Consider the following 15,826-nt stretch of genomic DNA (forward strand, 5'->3'; position numbering starts at 1 on the left):
GCTGATTAGGATGCCAAAAATAGTGAATTTTTTAATACGAAGTTGATTTTAAAAAATCAATTGTTTTTGCAGTTACATTTCTAAGTTGGGTTGGCAAAATGCTTTCATCCCAAGGGTGTATAGCGTTAAAAACGTGATCTGCATTTTCAATTATTTCAAATTCACTTTCTAGATTCCACGAATGAATAGCCTGCGCTTCTTTTAAAGAAACCGTAGGATCATCGCTTCCGTGAACAATAAGTAAAGGTATTTTTAAACTCTTTACTGCACGGTGAATGGAGAAACGTTCCTCGTTATTCTTGAAATCTCTATAAAATTGAAACTTATGGGGTAACATTTGCTTCGTTCTGCTGTTTTCAACGTGCGTAACTCCTGTTTCTTTCCAAGCTTCAAAACCTTCCGTCTCTTCTTGAAATCTCGCTTTAAAATCGCTTACACTCGCCCAAGTAATCACTTTATTAATTCGACTATCTTCTTCGGCTTTAATTAATACAATTCCGCCGCCGCGACTATGACCAATCAAAGAAATGGTTGAAATCTCTTTTGGAAAGTTTTCGTTTCCTTTTTCAATTTCGTTTAAAATTCTATCCAAATCATCCAGCTCCAAACTAAAATTGTTTTCGGCAAAAGCTTCCAAATCGGGGAAATCTATAGGCTGTTCCATCGTTCCGCCGTTATGCGAAAAGTTGAATTTTACGAAACAAAATCCAGCTTGGGCAAAAGCTTCAGCTACCAAACGCCACGCACCCCAATCTTTGAAACCCTTATAACCGTGACTAAAAATAACAACCGGCAATGGCTTTGCACTTTCGTAATAATAAACATCGTATAATATTGGCTTCTTGTTTTCGGAAGCGAGAATTTTGTTCTTTCTAATTATCATTAATTTATTTCTTTTTCGGTGAAAGGAATATTTGCGTCACAAATTTCCAAAATTAATTTCTTTAATTCTATTGTAAAAGTTTCCAAAGTATCAGTGTTTATCTGCTGGTCTCTTTTACTGTAAGCTGAAGTTTTTGTTCCAAATTTCAGAAATCCACTCCCTAAATTTTTAAATGAAATAATGCCTGCTTCAGCATTTTTAATAGGTATTTCATTATTCATCATCAAAGCATACGTCAAAATCTGAAAAGCTTTACTGAATTTATAATCTTGGTTTAATTCTTCCCAATCAATTATTTCAACATCGCCCTGGTTTACCAAACCTGTTTTGTAGTCTATAATTCGAAGTTGACTATTGTATTCATCTACCCTATCTACTTTTCCATGGATATTTACTGGAAAATCAAGCTCTGAAAAAGGAATTTCCAAAGTTAGATTTGTTTCAATTTTGATGATTTTTATTGTATTTCCAGCTCCAACATCAGATATTTCGCGATCAATAAAGTTAGAAATATAGCGCTTCGCCACTTCAAAAACAATGAGGTTTTTTCCTTTTGTAAATGTGCCTCCCTTAAATGTTTTTTTGAATTGCGAAGTTACTTCATCGTGGATTCGCGTCTTCATTTCACGCAAATTCTGAACTGTTAGCAAAGTATCCTCCAATGGCTGATAGAATATTTCTAGCGTGTCGTGAACGATGGTTCCAAGCGTATTTGCTGCTACATTTTCTTCAACTTCCTCAAATTCGTTTAGCCTCAAAATTTTCTGAAAATAAAACTCTAAAGGATTACGGATATAGCTGGTTAAGGCAGAAGGTGAAAATCCTTTGGAAGCAATTTCGCGCAACCGCTGCATCACGGCTTCAGTTTTTGAAATCTCCCGTAAAGTTTGCTTTTTTATTTGCACTTTGGGCGAGAGAATACGCTTGTTAAGCGTGTGATTTGGTTGTAGTTCTATTTCTAATTGTCTTATAAAACGGCTCTTTTCACCCGTGTTCATCCCCTCGGAATGATTGTTATAAATTAAGGTAATCTTTTTTGCTCGATGCAACAATCTGTAAAAGTGATACGTATAAATAGCGTCTTTATCATTGAAAAGCGGCAGCTTGAATTGCTGTTTTAAATCGTAAGTAATGAACGAAGAGTTCGATTTTCCGGAGGGAAAAATACCTTCGTTTACCGAAGTAATAATTACATTTTCGAAATCGAGCACGCGCGTTTCCAACACTCCCATCAACTGAAGACCGTTATAGGCGTCGCCTTCAAAATCTAGCGAAGTTGCAGAAGTTAATTCTGAAAAAAGCGTCAGAACACTTTTGATGGATTTAAGGTGTGGATACTTTTGATTCAGCGCTTCAATTTTACCAAAAACCTTGCTGAGTTGATGCAGTACGACACTTTCAATCGTGCTAGATTTGTTGGTTTGTTGAAGTTCTTCAATAATCTTTAAGGATGATTCTATAGCGATATTGCTATCATCTTTCCAATTTTCGAATAGAAGCTGGAGCATCTTATTTTCAGCAGCATCTGAAAGTTGAATTAATTCACTTGCGGTAATATGTGTTATGTTGTCACGCGTTAAATTTTGAGAGATCTCGCTTGCATTCGCTATTAATCCCTTCCCCAAAGGGTGATTTAAGATTGAAAGTACATCTTTATAATAAAGCGATCCCGCATCGCGGTGATGGATGGAAAAAAGTAATTCGAAAAATACTACGGCAGGAAAATTCTTTAGCGATACACCCATTGTAAGGTTCACGCTCTTTACGTTTTCCGGCAATGAATATAGTAATGGAATCAGCAAATTCTCGTCGCCCAATACAATGGCCGTTTTATCGATTTCTTCTTTAGTCAGCGTTGAAAGCAATTCCCCAACATACTTTGCTTGACCAATATTTTTTTGAACTTCTACAAGTTGAAAATGTTTTGGTGTATGATAGTTTTCAGCGATAAACTTGGGGGCTTCGTTCTGAAAATATTTCCATTCATTTATATATTTCCGTATAAAATGTGAAGTGCTGTGTTTAGCGTCTTCGTAAAAAACTTGATCTGTATCCCAATAAACTTGGGTGTTTTCAGCTTCAAGTAACTCTTGAATAATATTCTGTTCTGCAGCATTCAAAGCATTAAACCCGATGAAGACATGCTTTTTGTTTTTACTACTATTAATATAGTGTTCAATATTTGCTGCCGCCTCGCGATAGACCATTCCTTGATACCCGATATTTTCTTTTAGAAGTAGCGCTTGAATATTGTCATAGAACAAAGGCAGGCTTTCCCAAAAGCGGAGATAATTTGCTATTAGCTCCGTTTTTTCATCTTCTATTCCCCATCTTTCCAAAGTTTTGATACTGGCCAGATAACCAAAAAAAGGTGTTGGTTCCACCAGATATCTATCTATTTCATTAAAATCGTTTAATAGCGTAATTGCCCAAGTTGAATAGGTTTCGAAATCTTCTTTATCGGGAATACTAGCTGTTTTTAAATAGGCTTCATAGCTTTTAAATATCAGTTCGGTATTATCTATAATTTTAAGATTGGACAGATCTTCTATAAATTCTTCGATACTGCAAATGCGTGGAGCAAACTGCGTATTCTCGATGTTCTTTTTCAATTCATTCATTAGGAATCCACCAGCTCTTTTACTGGGGAGAATGAATGTAATTTCTGAAATATTGGAACCCGAATTCTTTATGTCGGCTAGGGTTTCTTGAAGGAATGTTAGCATAGCCTAAAAATAAGAAACGCCCCCGAAAATCGGAGGCGTTTCAAAATAATTTATTAAAACTTTTGGTTGAAAATTATTTCACTAATGAAATTTCAACACGACGGTTTTGTTGTCTTCCAGCTGCAGTATTGTTTGTTGCAATTGGTCTAACTTCACCAAAACCTTTAGAAGTCAATCTTGAACCATCCATACCAATTGTGGTCAAGTAATCTCTTACAGAAGAGGCTCTTTCGTGAGACAATTTCTCGTTGTAAGAATCACTACCTCGGCTATCAGTATGTCCTTCAATTAAGAAGCTAGCGTTAGGATATTCTTTCATTATGTCTGCAATACTTTGAAGTGCAGAATAAGATTCTTTTCTGATAGATGCTTTGTCATAATCAAATAAGATAGTTTTAGAGTAATCGTTCAATTGCTTGATGATTTCTACAGAAACTTCAGGACAACCTTTATTTGCTACAGTACCAGCAACATCTGGACACTGATCATCTTTGTCAAGAACACCGTCACCGTCTCTGTCTTTGTAAGGACAACCGTTGTTAGCTTTAGGACCAGCTTCGTTAGGACAAGCATCGTCTTTATCAGCGATACCATCACCGTCAGCATCAGGACATCCGTTAAGAGCAGCTAAACCAGCTACAGTAGGACATTCATCCTGTGGATCAGCGATACCATCACCGTCAGTATCAGGACAACCGTTGAATTCAGCTAAACCAGGAGTGTTAGGACAAGCATCATTTCTATCTTCAATACCGTCACCGTCAGTGTCAGGACATCCGTTAAATTCAGCTAAACCAGGAGTTTCTGGACATTCGTCATCTTTATCATATATACCATCACCGTCAGTATCTTTTCCTCCAAATTGGAAAACAACACCAGCTGAATGCTGGAAGTGAGTGATTCCGTAAGAATCCTCGAAAGAATGCTTATAAGTAGATTGTAAGTTAAGAGCTAGGTATTCGTTGAACCAGAACTTAACACCAGCAATTGCATTACCAGTACCAAATCCTATATCATCAACCCAAGTATAACCCCCACCGATACCGATAGAAGGATCAAACCAGCTGCTGTTTAATGCATTTTTGAAGCTGTATTTAACTTCACCATCTGCACTGTAGTAGCTAAGATCGTCTGCAGGAAGATCACCTAATCTGTCGATTTGGTTGATAGAACCTGCTGCAGTGAATACAAAACCGCTTCCAATATATCTACTGATAGCTAGTCTTGAAACCGATGGAAGAATGTTCCAGTGGTCATTTGCATTAAAATACTCGTCAAAGATATCCCCTTTAGCACCTGCTGGGATACGTACTTGGTCTTCGTTGAGACCAGCTGGATAAACGTCAACAGCGTTTACACCAATCTCAACAGCCCAAGGATTGTTTTCGTCTTGCGCGTTCGCTACCCCGATTCCCATAAATAGGACAGCAGCAACTAATAATCTGGTAAGATGTTTCATATTCGATTGTTTAATTTTTAAGTGTTAATTAAGAGCAAAAGTAAGTTGTTAAATTTTATAAACAAAAGCAAATCTAATAAAATTTTCCTAAAATCGGTGCTATTGATACGTAAATAAAGGATTTAGACGGCAATAACGTTTAATTCTTTTCCCACCTTAATAAAGGCGCGGATTGCTTTGTCTAAATGCTCCTTATTATGCGCCGCAGAAAGCTGCACGCGTATTCTTGCTTTGTCTTTTGGAACAACTGGAAAGAAGAACCCAATTACGTAAATTCCTTCTTCCAATAATTTGTCTGCCATTTGTTGTGAAAGCTTTGCATCATATAGCATTACGGGCACAATTGCCGAATCGCCATCAATAATATCAAAACCAGCTTCTTTCATCCCTTTTTTGAAATATGCAGTGTTTTCTGCAAGCTTATCTCTTAATGAAGTATTGTTTGAAAGCATTTCAAAAACCTTGATTGATGCACCAACAATTGCAGGCGCCAACGAGTTTGAAAACAAATAAGGTCGAGAGCGCTGGCGAAGCATTTCAATAACTTCCTTATTACCGGTAGTGTAACCACCCATAGCACCACCAAGTGCCTTTCCTAGCGTTCCTGTAATTATATCAACACGACCCATTACACCTTTTTCTTCTAAGGTGCCACGACCTGTTTCGCCTATAAAACCTGTGGCGTGACATTCGTCAATCATTACTAAAGCGTCATATTTATCTGCTAAATCGCAGATTTTATCAAGCGGAGCTACTAAACCATCCATGGAAAATACCCCGTCTGTAACTATAAGTTTAAAACGAGCTCCGTTTTCATTTGCAGCAATAAGTTGCTTTTCTAAATCTTCCATATTACTATTTTCATAGCGATAACGCGCAGCTTTGCACAAGCGTACACCGTCAATAATAGAAGCGTGATTTAGTGAATCTGAAATTATAGCATCCTCTGCGCCAAGCAGTGGTTCAAAAACACCACCATTTGCGTCAAAACAAGCGGCATATAATATAGTGTCTTCAGTGCCGTAAAAATCGGCTATTTTTTGCTCCAATTCTTTATGAATATCCTGTGTTCCACAAATAAACCGAACAGAAGACATCCCGAAACCGTGCGTATCCATTGCATCTTTGGCAGCTTGAATAACTTCTTTATTAGCCGAAAGCCCTAAATAGTTATTCGCACAGAAGTTTACAACCTTTTGGCCAGTAGAAATCGTGATTTCAGCATCTTGGGGCGAAGTTATAATTCGCTCTCTTTTGTAGAGTCCATTCTCCTTTATTTCTTCAAGTTCTTTCTGAAGGTGTTCTTTAATTTTTCCGTACATTTTCTCTGATTTTTAAAGTTCAAAATTAAACTTTATTTATTAAAATTTCATCCTCGTTACTATATATAAGTATTTTTTCGGAGACCGAAAAACCCATTTCATGTAGCGCATTCGCATAATCTATTAGTTGTTCATTGTGCCAAATACTTGAACTTCCTGTTTTGTAATCAATTATAACGGCCGCATTTTTTTCGTCGATGTTTATTCTGTCGGGCCGTAAAACCAAACCATCTTTTGTAATTATATTTCGTTCGTTATAAACTTTATCTTTTCCGTCAAACAGTTTTTCTAAATTGGGGTGTTTTATAATTTGATAAACCGTTTTCTGTAAGCTCTCAAATTCTTCCCTCGGAATTATTGCGCGCTCCTCCAATTCCATCAAAATCTTTTTTGCATCCGCTTCCGAGTAAATTTGAGCCATGGTTTCGTGGAGCAGATTTCCCGCCGAAATAGCAGCGGCAGTATCTTCTTCCAAGTAAATTTCTTGGGAAGAAACTATTTTCAAACCGTGTGCTTTTGGGCTACTTGAAAGGTAAAGTGGCTCCATCTGCACAACAACTTCCTTTACTTTCGAAATTTTCTCCAAATCATTTCCGAATTCATATAGCATTTGATCGGCATTCCACATTCCCTTTTGTTTCAAAAATTCCATAAAAAGCTGGTTGTAACTTGAAGGAATTCCATCTTTAGATTCTTTGGGCATTTCGGAAAAAACATAGAGTTTTTCAACCGCCCGAGTTAACGTAACGTAGAGCAGATTTATGTTGTCTAACTCTAACTGACTTCTATGTTCATTATACATTTTTTCACCAATTTCGCTATAATTTGCAATTTCAGTTTTGTAATTTATTTGTGCTTCTATAAAGTTGAAATCATCATTTTCCAACGGATACCACAGTTTGTCAAACTTTCCATCATACAATTGAATATCGGCAAACGGAAAAATTACTACTGGAAACTCAAGTCCTTTTGCTTTGTGAATTGTCATTAATTGTACAGCGTTGGTTCCTTCGCTGGCAGGAATTGAAGCGCTTTCTCTTTTTGTTTCCCAATGGTCTAAAAACGAAATTTTATCTGCTTGCGGTTTTTGTTCAAATTCATAAACCAAATCCATAAATCCGAAAAGATATGCGTCCGCCACCTCAGCAATTTTAAATTTTTCGATGCAGTATTCAAAGGCTTCATAAAGCGAAACGGAACGCATTTCGGCAAAGGCGAAATCAATTTTATATTCGGTTAAATTTTTAGTAAAATGTTCTTCTGAAATATTCAGAAATTTTGCGAAAAAAGTATGTTTTTCTTCTGAAATATTTAGGTGGTCGTGCAGTAAATCCAGTAGGTGAATTTTGGCTTCATCATTTTTTGGAAACAAACACACTTGCAGCGCAAAAACCAAAATTTGCACCAAAGGCGAAGATTGTAACAATAATGTTTCCGATGAAATAACTGAAACGCCCTGCGCCATCAAAAAGGAACCGAGCGCAATTCCGTCTGCCTTCCGCCGTGTTAAAATACAAATATCACTTTCTTCAAAACCTTTACTCTTTGCGCTGCGGATAGCATCCCAAACAAGGTTTGAATACGCGTCATCCTTTTCAGATTTCTTTTGTTTTTCAATGAATTCAAATTTTACAAAACCGTCCTTTTTGTCGTTGCAATTTTGATTGTTGCCTTCGAGATACAATTTTCCGTGGCCCGCATTAGCAAAATAAGTAGAAGTAAAAGTGAAAAATTCGTTATTGAAATTTACAATTTCGGCACAACTGCGATAATTAGTGGCTAATGGATAAACTTCTTTTTCGCGCTGAAACGGATTGGCATTTTCATAAAGATCCATAAACTGTTCAGGTAATCCGCTACGCCAACGATATATTGATTGTTTGGCATCGCCTACCAATAAAAGGCTGCCGGAGCTTGGCTCTATTTGTTGCGACAACGCGTTATCAATCAGCGGAATCAAATTTTCCCACTGTAATTTTGAAGTATCTTGAAATTCGTCAATAAAAAAGTGGCGGTATTTTTCGCCCAATCGTTCGTAAATAAATGGTGCCGGCTGATTTTTTATTTCTTTATTAATAAGCGAATTAAATTCTGAAATAGGTAACACATTTTTTTCCGCCTTTATCGTTTCAATTTCTTGATTTACAAGGTTTATTACCGAAAGTGGAGTTATGTTTTTTAGGATTGAATCGTACAGGGTGTAATTGTTTACTTTTTCCTTTATTTCAATATAATTGGAAAGAAGTTTTGGAACCAAACTACTTATTGTATCTACGATAAAAGCGGCTTCCTTTACTTTATAAAGTCCTTTTTCTGTTTCGAGGTTTTCTTGAAGTTTATTGCCATAAGCATCATAGTTTCCCGCTTTTAATTTTAAAAAATGATTTGGCAATGTGCTTCTCGTAAAATCGGAATGCTCCAAACCGCTTTCTTCAATAAGTTGAAGTGTTTCCGAAGCGATCGATTCTATTTCTTCGGAAAATCGCTTCTTTTTTGAAACCAATTGTTTTTTGAATTGTAAAAAATCATTCAAAGTTTTCTGTTTCAAAATTGAAACATGATCCGCGTCATTTTCGTCATAAAGCAATCTAGCCGCACTGGCAATGTCTCTCGAAATATCCCACGATTTGTCGTCGTCCGTTTTTTCCAAAGCAAAGTCGAGCAAAACTTTTGTGATTTCTTTATTTTCACCAGCTTTACTCAACAGTAAATCTACGGCCTCGGCCAGAAGTTCGTTAGTTTCGAGAGTAACTTCAAAATTGGTTGCTAATTTTAAATCGCGCGCAAAAGTGCGAATAAGCCTATGGTTGAATCTATCAATAGTTTCGACGCTAAATGCCGCATAATTATGAAGTAGATTTTTTAAAATTTTTCGCGAGCGGATTTGTATTTCTTCAATACTCGTATTAGTTTCTTCAGCAATTTTAAGCATCATTGGCAAAGGCGCTACCACACTTTTTTCATTGCTGAAATTTACTAGCGTTTCTACGATACGCTGTTTCATTTCGGCCACCGCTTTATTAGTAAACGTGATGGCCAACAGATGTTTAAAATAATCATCGTTTGTTGACGAGAGAATTTGTTTTAGATATTCCTTTACCAGCGTAAAAGTTTTCCCGCTTCCAGCTGCGGCGTTATAAATTGAAAAGGAGGATTTTTTTTCCAAGGAAGTAACTTTTTGCACTAAAATACTGCTTTTATGTCTTTGAAATCAAATTAATCTATACCTATATAGAAATCTTATAAAACCTATAACACATTTAAGATAAGAGAATGCTTAAATTTGGGTAAAATTAGTAGTAACCAATAAAAAACGATATAATTATGTCTTTCGAATTACCAAAATTACCGTACGCATTTGATGCTTTAGAACCAAACATTGATGCCAAAACGATGGAAATACATCACGACAAGCACCACCAAGGATATACCGATAAATTGAACGATGCCATTCAAGGCACCGATATGGAAGGTAAAACCATTGAAAATATATTGATTAATTTAGATATGGAAAATAAGGCCGTTCGCAACAATGGCGGAGGGTATTATAACCACAGTCTATTCTGGACAGTAATGTCTCCAAATGGCGGGGGTAAACCTACAGGTAATATTGCGAAAGCCATTGATGATTCCTTCGGAAGCTTTGAGGCTTTTCAAGAAAAATTCTCTAATGCTGCTAAAACTCAATTCGGCTCTGGATGGGCTTGGCTTTGCGTGCATGAAGGCGGAAAGTTAGAAGTTTGTTCTACGCCAAATCAAGATAACCCGTTAATGCCAGGAGTAGGATGCGGCGGAACACCAATATTAGGATTGGATGTTTGGGAACACGCATACTATTTAAAATATCAAAACAAACGCCCAGATTATGTTGGTGCATTTTGGAATGTGATTAACTGGGAAGAAGTAACTTCTAATTATGCCAAGAATAAATAGGGCATAAATAAACAATTTTAATAAAATCCGCAGCCAATTTTAGGGCTGCGGATTTTTTTTTGTCAGAGTTTTTGATGAATCCCTTCTAAAGATGAAACTAACAAACACAAGTTTTAAATGGAAGGAAACGACTCGTTATAACGGGTATTGAAAAATAATGGAAATTGATGCCCTATACTCCATTGAGTTTGGAAAAGTGAAGTCGTTCAATTTAAAATGAAACAAACAAAAGTTTTAAGCTGAGGGAAACGGCTCGCTATAACAGGTATTGAAATATAATAGATATAGTTGCTCGCCACCCCGTTGAGTTTTGGGCATAAAAAAAGACAAACAAGAGTTTGTCTTTTTTTGCCCCAAATCTACCATGAACTTAACCTACTTATGCTAATGGTATGCCCAAATATATAACATTATGTAACTCAAAAATACGGTTTTAGATGAATTGCTTGTTTATTCGTTGAAAAGCTAAATTGGTTTCATTTTGATACTAAAGCTAACATTTTAGTTAAAATTTTAACATATTGGATGGTAGCCCAAAATAAATTATAAATGTCGAAGTTTTTATAAATCAATAACAAAAGCATACAACCAAAGAGAAGGATGAAACCTAACAAAAGCAGGCCTTAGCTGCAGGAAAAAGGAAACGGCTCGTAACAAAATGTGAAACACAACAGAAAAAGTGATGTGCTCGCCACCCCAATAGATTTGGAAAAATGAAAAAAGGCAGGCTTTCACTACAGGAAAGAGAAAACGGCTCGCAACAAAATGTGCAACACAAAAAGAAAACGTGACGGTGTTCGCCACCCCGAAAGATTTGGAAAAATGAAAAAAGGCAGGCTTTCGCTACAGGAAAATGGAAACGGCTCGCAACAAAATGTACAACACAAAAAGAAAAGGTGACGGTGCTCGCCACCCCGAAAGATTTGGAAAAATGAAAAAAGGCAGGCTTTCGCCTACCTTTTTTGCCCCAAATCTTACCATAGACCTAACCTACTTACGTCTTATGGTAAGCGTAAATATAATTCAAGTTTTGACTATAAAGTATTGTCAATCAAGATATTCGATTAAGTGATGTAGAATCTCGTTAAACGGTTTTCGGACTGTTAAAATTTTAAAAATTAATAGGCACGATCTGGGTTACCTTCATAGAAATTTATGTAAGCCCGATTCACAACCCTGTTGCCTCCCGCTGTAGGATAATTACCTGTAAAATACCAATCTCCAAGATTTTTTGGACAGGCTTTATGCAAGTCATCTACTGATTGAAAGATAAGTTTTACCTTGGATTTTATATTTTCATCACTAATTATTTCAGCTATTTTATCAGAAATTTCCTGATCTTCAAAAGGTGCATATAATTTTTTAACATGATTTATTACTGAAGTATCTTCCATTGCAACCTGTTCTTTACATTGATGGTATATTTCTTCAACAACGTTATAAGTTCCGCGATCTTTGTGTAATTCCAATGCTGCTTGAAAAGCAACTAAATGCTCAAGACGTGCCATATCGATTCCATAACAATCGGGGTAACGAATTTGTGGTGCCGAAGAAACTACTACAATCTGCTTTGGCTCCAGCCTATCGAGCATTTTCAAAATACTCTTTTTTAATGTAGTTCCACGTACTATGCTGTCATCAATAATAACCAGATTATCCTCGGGCTTCACAACACCGTAAGTAACGTCGTAAACGTGTGCAACCAAATCGTCTCGACTACTATCGTCGGTAATAAAGGTTCTTAGTTTAACGTCTTTAATTGCTATTTTTTCGGTTCTAATTTTATGTGTTTGTATTTTATGAAGTCGCTCTACCGTTAAGCTGTCCTTTTCATTCAGAATTGCTTCATTTTTCTGCTTGTTCAGCTCATCTTGAGCTGCTTCCAGCATTCCATAAAAGGAAGTTTCGGCAGTATTCGGAATAAAAGAAAAAACAGAATTCTCGGTGTCGAAATCTATTGCCTTCAACACTTTAGGCATTACCAATCTTCCTAACATTTTACGCTCTTGATAAATCTCGGCATCACTTCCGCGAGAAAAATAAATACGTTCAAAAGAACAAGATCTTCGCTCCAAAGGCGCTAGTATCTCAGAGAGTTTAACCTTACCGTTTTTCTCTATTATTATGGCATTACCCGGCTCAAGCTCTTTTACTTCTTCAAAAGGCACATTAAACACAGTTTGGATTGCAGGTCTTTCGGACGCTACAACAACAACTTCATCATCCTGATAATAATATGCAGGGCGAATTCCCGCAGGATCGCGCAATACAAATGCATCTCCGTGGCCCAAAAGTCCAGCCATTGCGTAACCGCCGTCCCAATCTGCTGCAGATCTCCGAAGAATTTTCGCAACGTTTAGGTTCTTGGCTATATAGGGAGAAGCTTCTTGTTTATTCAACCCTTTGGCTTTTGCTTTTTTATAAAGTTTGCGAACTGCATCATCTAAAAAGTGACCTATTTTTTCCATTACTGTAACGGTATCGGCCTTTTCTTTTGGATGCATTCCGAGTTTTATGAGGTTATCAAAAAGCTCGTTAGTATTCGTCATATTGAAATTTCCCGCAATAATCAAGTTGCGGTGCATCCAATTATTCTGACGTAGGAAAGGATGAACGTTTTCCACACTATTTATTCCGAAGGTACCATAACGCACATGACCCAGAAATAATTCACCTATATAAGGAATGTTCTTTTTTTGCGCAGCAACATCATCTTTATATTCTGGATGTTCAGAAAATTCTAGATTTATTCGCTCATTTATTTGTGCAAATATATCCTGAATAGGTTGCGCTGCATTGGATCGAACTCTGCTTATGTAGCGCTCGCCAGGATTTACGTCTAATTTAATACTTGCAAAACCAGCCCCGTCTTGACCACGGTTGTGCTGCTTTTCCATCATTAAATACATTTTGTTTACACCGTAGAAAGCTGTTCCGTATTTTTCCTTGTAATACTCCAAAGGTTTTAACAGTCTTACCAGTGCAATTCCACATTCGTGTTTTAACGCGTCGCTCATTTTAGAAGATAATATTTATGATTAAAAGTTATTAGTTTGCTCGTACGCTCCCATTCTAACTTTAAATTAAAATTACAAAAAACGCCCTGAATTTTCAGGGCGCGTATTTAGGTTAATTTGATATCAAATTGTGTTAAGCTTTTAAATTGCTGAATACGCTCGTGCACTTCCTTTTTTGTGAGGTTTAGCAATCTTTCTGGTCCAAACTTTTCCACACAGAATGAAGCCAGCGCGGAGCCGTTTATAATAGCATTCTTCATATTCTCATAACTATAATCGCCAGTTTTTGCTAAGTATCCAGTAAATCCACCTGCAAATGTATCGCCAGCTCCAGTAGGGTCAAAAACTTCGCGCAATGGCATTGCGGGAGCAAAAAACACATCGTCATCACCAAAAAGCAACGCGCCGTGCTCACCTTTTTTAATCACCATGTATTTTGGCCCCATCTCCATAATTTTGTTCGCTGCTTTTACTAGTGAATATTCACCGGAAAGTTGTCTTGCCTCCTCATCGTTTATAGTAATTACATCTACTTTGGCAATAACTTGCATCAGTTCATTTAAAGCGCTGTCCATCCAGAAATTCATGGTGTCCAGTACAATTAATTTTGGTGAATTCATTTGCTCAATCACTCCTAATTGGACGAGTGGATGTAGATTTCCTAACATTACCACTTCAGCATCGCGATACTCATTTGGAACTTGTGGATTGAAATCTGCGAGTACATTTAAATCTGTGATTAAAGTGTCTCGAGTATTCATATCGTTATGATATTTTCCGCTCCAAAAGAAGGTTTTTCCATCTTCAACAACTTCAAGTCCGGTAAGATCCATACCTTTTGCTTCAAGCATTTTAAGATCTTCCTTCGGAAAGTCACCACCAACAATAGAGACAATTGCACCTTCAACATTAAATTGTGAAGCTGCTAAGCCTATATAGGTAGCGGCACCACCAAGAATTTTATCGGTTTTCCCGAAAGGGGTTTCAATAGCGTCAAAGGCAACAGTGCCAACGATAACGAGTTTGCTCATAAAGGGTTTTTGAAATGAGGTGCAAATTTAAGGAATTTAATGATAATAGAATTGCCTTTTAACAGCTTTCAAAAAAATAAGGCACAGTTCTTACTTCCTGCCAAAATCTGCAGGAATTTCGCCCCAAGCTTTGGTTTCCCATTTTACGATTTTAGTTTCGTATTTGTTGGTTTTAAGCCAAGTTTCGGCTCTTTCAACCAATTCAAAAAGTGTTTTGTTTTTTGCGGATTGTTTCAGTTTTGTGTTGCATTTTTTCTTCTTCACCCAGCCCGTTGCAATGCGCGAATCTGTATAAAGAATTCGGTCACTTCCTTTTTTTTGAAGAAAAGCCAAACCGTGTACTAGCGCCAAAAACTCGCCAATATTGTTTGTGCCCTGCTGAAAAGGGCCTTGATGAAAAAGTTGTTTGTGTGTTTGCGTATCCACCCCGCGATATTCCATAATTCCAGGATTGCCGCTAGAGGCTGCATCTACAGCAATAGAATAAAGGTTAGGTTCACCAATTCTTAGAAGCTGTTCTTTTGAAATTGTTTTCTTTACAGTCTTCCCTTTATAATCGGCGAAACTCTTACTGTATGCAGTTTTGGCTTCTGCAAAGGTCTCGAAGCTTTTGTATTGAGCCCCTTTTACACCATCTATTGAACGTTTACATTCTTTCCAACTTTTAAAAATACCTGCAGGATTGCCAAACCAAACCACATAAAATTTTTGCTTTTTACCCATTGCGAAGTATTTCTTCAATTATTTGTGGAAACCACTCATATTCTAAGTTGTGAATTTTTTCAGCCACCGTTTCTGGAGTTTCTGTTGTCGAAAGGGTCACTGTTTTCTGCGAAATAATTGCGCCTTCATCATAATTTTCGTTCACATAATGAATTGTAATTCCTGTTTCAACGTCTTTATTTTGCACCACAGCTTCGTGCACAAAGTTGCCATACATTCCCTTGCCACCATATTTCGGAAGCAGCGCCGGATGAATATTAATCACCTTATTCGGGAAACTTTTTAGAATAATGTCGGGAAATTTCAGCAGAAAACCAGCCAAAACAATTAAATCTGGGTTCGTTTCATTTAAAGTATTTAAGACTCCTTCTTCAGAAAAAAGCTCTTCTTTTGTAAAAAACATTGCCTTTACTTTAAGCTTATTGGAGCGCTCTAACACTTTGGCACTCTTCTTGTTTGAAAGAACCAGAACGACCTCGGCAAACTGGGTTCGTTGAAAGTATTTAATAATGTTCTCGGTATTGGTACCGCTACCCGACGCAAAAATTACAATCCGCTTCTTCATTCCCGTTTCCAAAAGTTTTTCTCGAAGTTAAATATTATTAAATAAAACAACAAAAGTACGGCAATAGGGTTTTACTTCGCCTAAATTTGTTTAAATTGGTTAGTCAAAATTTGTTGCACAGTGTGAAAGTAAAAATCATCTTGTTCACATTTTCAACATTAAATGGT

General features: G+C 36.8%; 10 protein-coding genes. 1 reads left to right on the forward strand and 9 read right to left on the reverse strand.

Annotated features, from left to right (window positions below):
- Positions 1-31: 31 nt before the first annotated feature.
- The 5 genes from AC3RVF_RS01605 to AC3RVF_RS01625 all read right to left on the reverse strand — a co-directional run bounded on the left by AC3RVF_RS01605 (position 32) and on the right by AC3RVF_RS01625 (position 9,556).
- Positions 32-883 carry an alpha/beta hydrolase family protein gene (locus AC3RVF_RS01605; RefSeq protein ID WP_489692597.1) on the reverse strand — a complete coding sequence of 284 codons (852 nt, stop codon included), beginning with the start codon at positions 881-883 and terminating at the stop codon, positions 32-34.
- Positions 883-3,609, reverse strand: coding sequence for a PD-(D/E)XK nuclease family protein (locus AC3RVF_RS01610; protein ID WP_489692598.1), 2,727 nt, complete (start codon positions 3,607-3,609; stop codon positions 883-885). The genes AC3RVF_RS01605 and AC3RVF_RS01610 overlap by 1 nt, the downstream gene beginning before the upstream one ends.
- 73 nt (positions 3,610-3,682) lie before the next feature.
- Positions 3,683-5,068 carry an OmpA family protein gene (locus tag AC3RVF_RS01615; protein ID WP_489690380.1) on the reverse strand — a complete coding sequence of 462 codons (1,386 nt, stop codon included), beginning with the start codon at positions 5,066-5,068 and terminating at the stop codon, positions 3,683-3,685.
- Between the two features lie 122 nt (positions 5,069-5,190).
- Complete coding sequence (gene kbl, locus AC3RVF_RS01620) at positions 5,191-6,390, reverse strand: glycine C-acetyltransferase (protein ID WP_489690379.1); 1,200 nt, start codon at positions 6,388-6,390, stop codon at positions 5,191-5,193.
- A 25-nt stretch (positions 6,391-6,415) separates the two neighbouring features.
- Entirely contained in the window at positions 6,416-9,556 is a 3,141-nt protein-coding gene (locus AC3RVF_RS01625) for a UvrD-helicase domain-containing protein (protein WP_489692599.1), read from the reverse strand.
- A 158-nt stretch (positions 9,557-9,714) separates the two neighbouring features.
- On the opposite strand from AC3RVF_RS01625, the gene AC3RVF_RS01630 reads away from it, so the two are divergent.
- On the forward strand, positions 9,715-10,323 hold the full coding sequence (locus AC3RVF_RS01630; protein ID WP_489690377.1) for a superoxide dismutase: 609 nt from the start codon (positions 9,715-9,717) through the stop codon (positions 10,321-10,323).
- A 1,118-nt stretch (positions 10,324-11,441) separates the two neighbouring features.
- On the opposite strand, the gene AC3RVF_RS01635 is transcribed toward AC3RVF_RS01630, so the two are convergent.
- The 4 genes from AC3RVF_RS01635 to purN all read right to left on the reverse strand — a co-directional run bounded on the left by AC3RVF_RS01635 (position 11,442) and on the right by purN (position 15,659).
- Positions 11,442-13,340, reverse strand: coding sequence for an amidophosphoribosyltransferase (locus AC3RVF_RS01635; protein WP_489690376.1), 1,899 nt, complete (start codon positions 13,338-13,340; stop codon positions 11,442-11,444).
- A 107-nt stretch (positions 13,341-13,447) separates the two neighbouring features.
- Entirely contained in the window at positions 13,448-14,371 is a 924-nt protein-coding gene (locus tag AC3RVF_RS01640; RefSeq protein ID WP_489692600.1) for a PfkB family carbohydrate kinase, read from the reverse strand.
- A gap of 90 nt (positions 14,372-14,461) precedes the next feature.
- On the reverse strand, positions 14,462-15,094 hold the full coding sequence (locus AC3RVF_RS01645; RefSeq protein ID WP_489690707.1) for a ribonuclease H1 domain-containing protein: 633 nt from the start codon (positions 15,092-15,094) through the stop codon (positions 14,462-14,464).
- Positions 15,087-15,659, reverse strand: coding sequence for a phosphoribosylglycinamide formyltransferase (gene purN, locus AC3RVF_RS01650; RefSeq protein ID WP_489692601.1), 573 nt, complete (start codon positions 15,657-15,659; stop codon positions 15,087-15,089). Before purN ends, AC3RVF_RS01645 begins: the two co-directional genes overlap by 8 nt.
- Positions 15,660-15,826 lie beyond the last annotated feature (167 nt).

It is taken from the genome of Aequorivita sp. IT1183 (assembly GCF_058068265.1).

Bases quoted from the DNA above. Each gene is read 5' to 3' on its own strand.
- AC3RVF_RS01610 (WP_489692598.1), bottom strand. From the start codon at position 3,609: ATGCTAACATTCCTTCAAGAAACCCTAGCCGACATAAAGAATTCGGGT.
- AC3RVF_RS01640 (WP_489692600.1), bottom strand. From the start codon at position 14,371: ATGAGCAAACTCGTTATCGTTGGCACTGTTGCCTTTGACGCTATTGAA.
- purN (WP_489692601.1), bottom strand. From the start codon at position 15,659: ATGAAGAAGCGGATTGTAATTTTTGCGTCGGGTAGCGGTACCAATACC.
- kbl (WP_489690379.1), bottom strand. From the start codon at position 6,390: ATGTACGGAAAAATTAAAGAACACCTTCAGAAAGAACTTGAAGAAATA.
- AC3RVF_RS01630 (WP_489690377.1), top strand. From the start codon at position 9,715: ATGTCTTTCGAATTACCAAAATTACCGTACGCATTTGATGCTTTAGAA.
- AC3RVF_RS01645 (WP_489690707.1), bottom strand. From the start codon at position 15,094: ATGGGTAAAAAGCAAAAATTTTATGTGGTTTGGTTTGGCAATCCTGCA.
- AC3RVF_RS01615 (WP_489690380.1), bottom strand. From the start codon at position 5,068: ATGAAACATCTTACCAGATTATTAGTTGCTGCTGTCCTATTTATGGGA.
- AC3RVF_RS01605 (WP_489692597.1), bottom strand. From the start codon at position 883: ATGATAATTAGAAAGAACAAAATTCTCGCTTCCGAAAACAAGAAGCCA.
- AC3RVF_RS01635 (WP_489690376.1), bottom strand. From the start codon at position 13,340: ATGAGCGACGCGTTAAAACACGAATGTGGAATTGCACTGGTAAGACTG.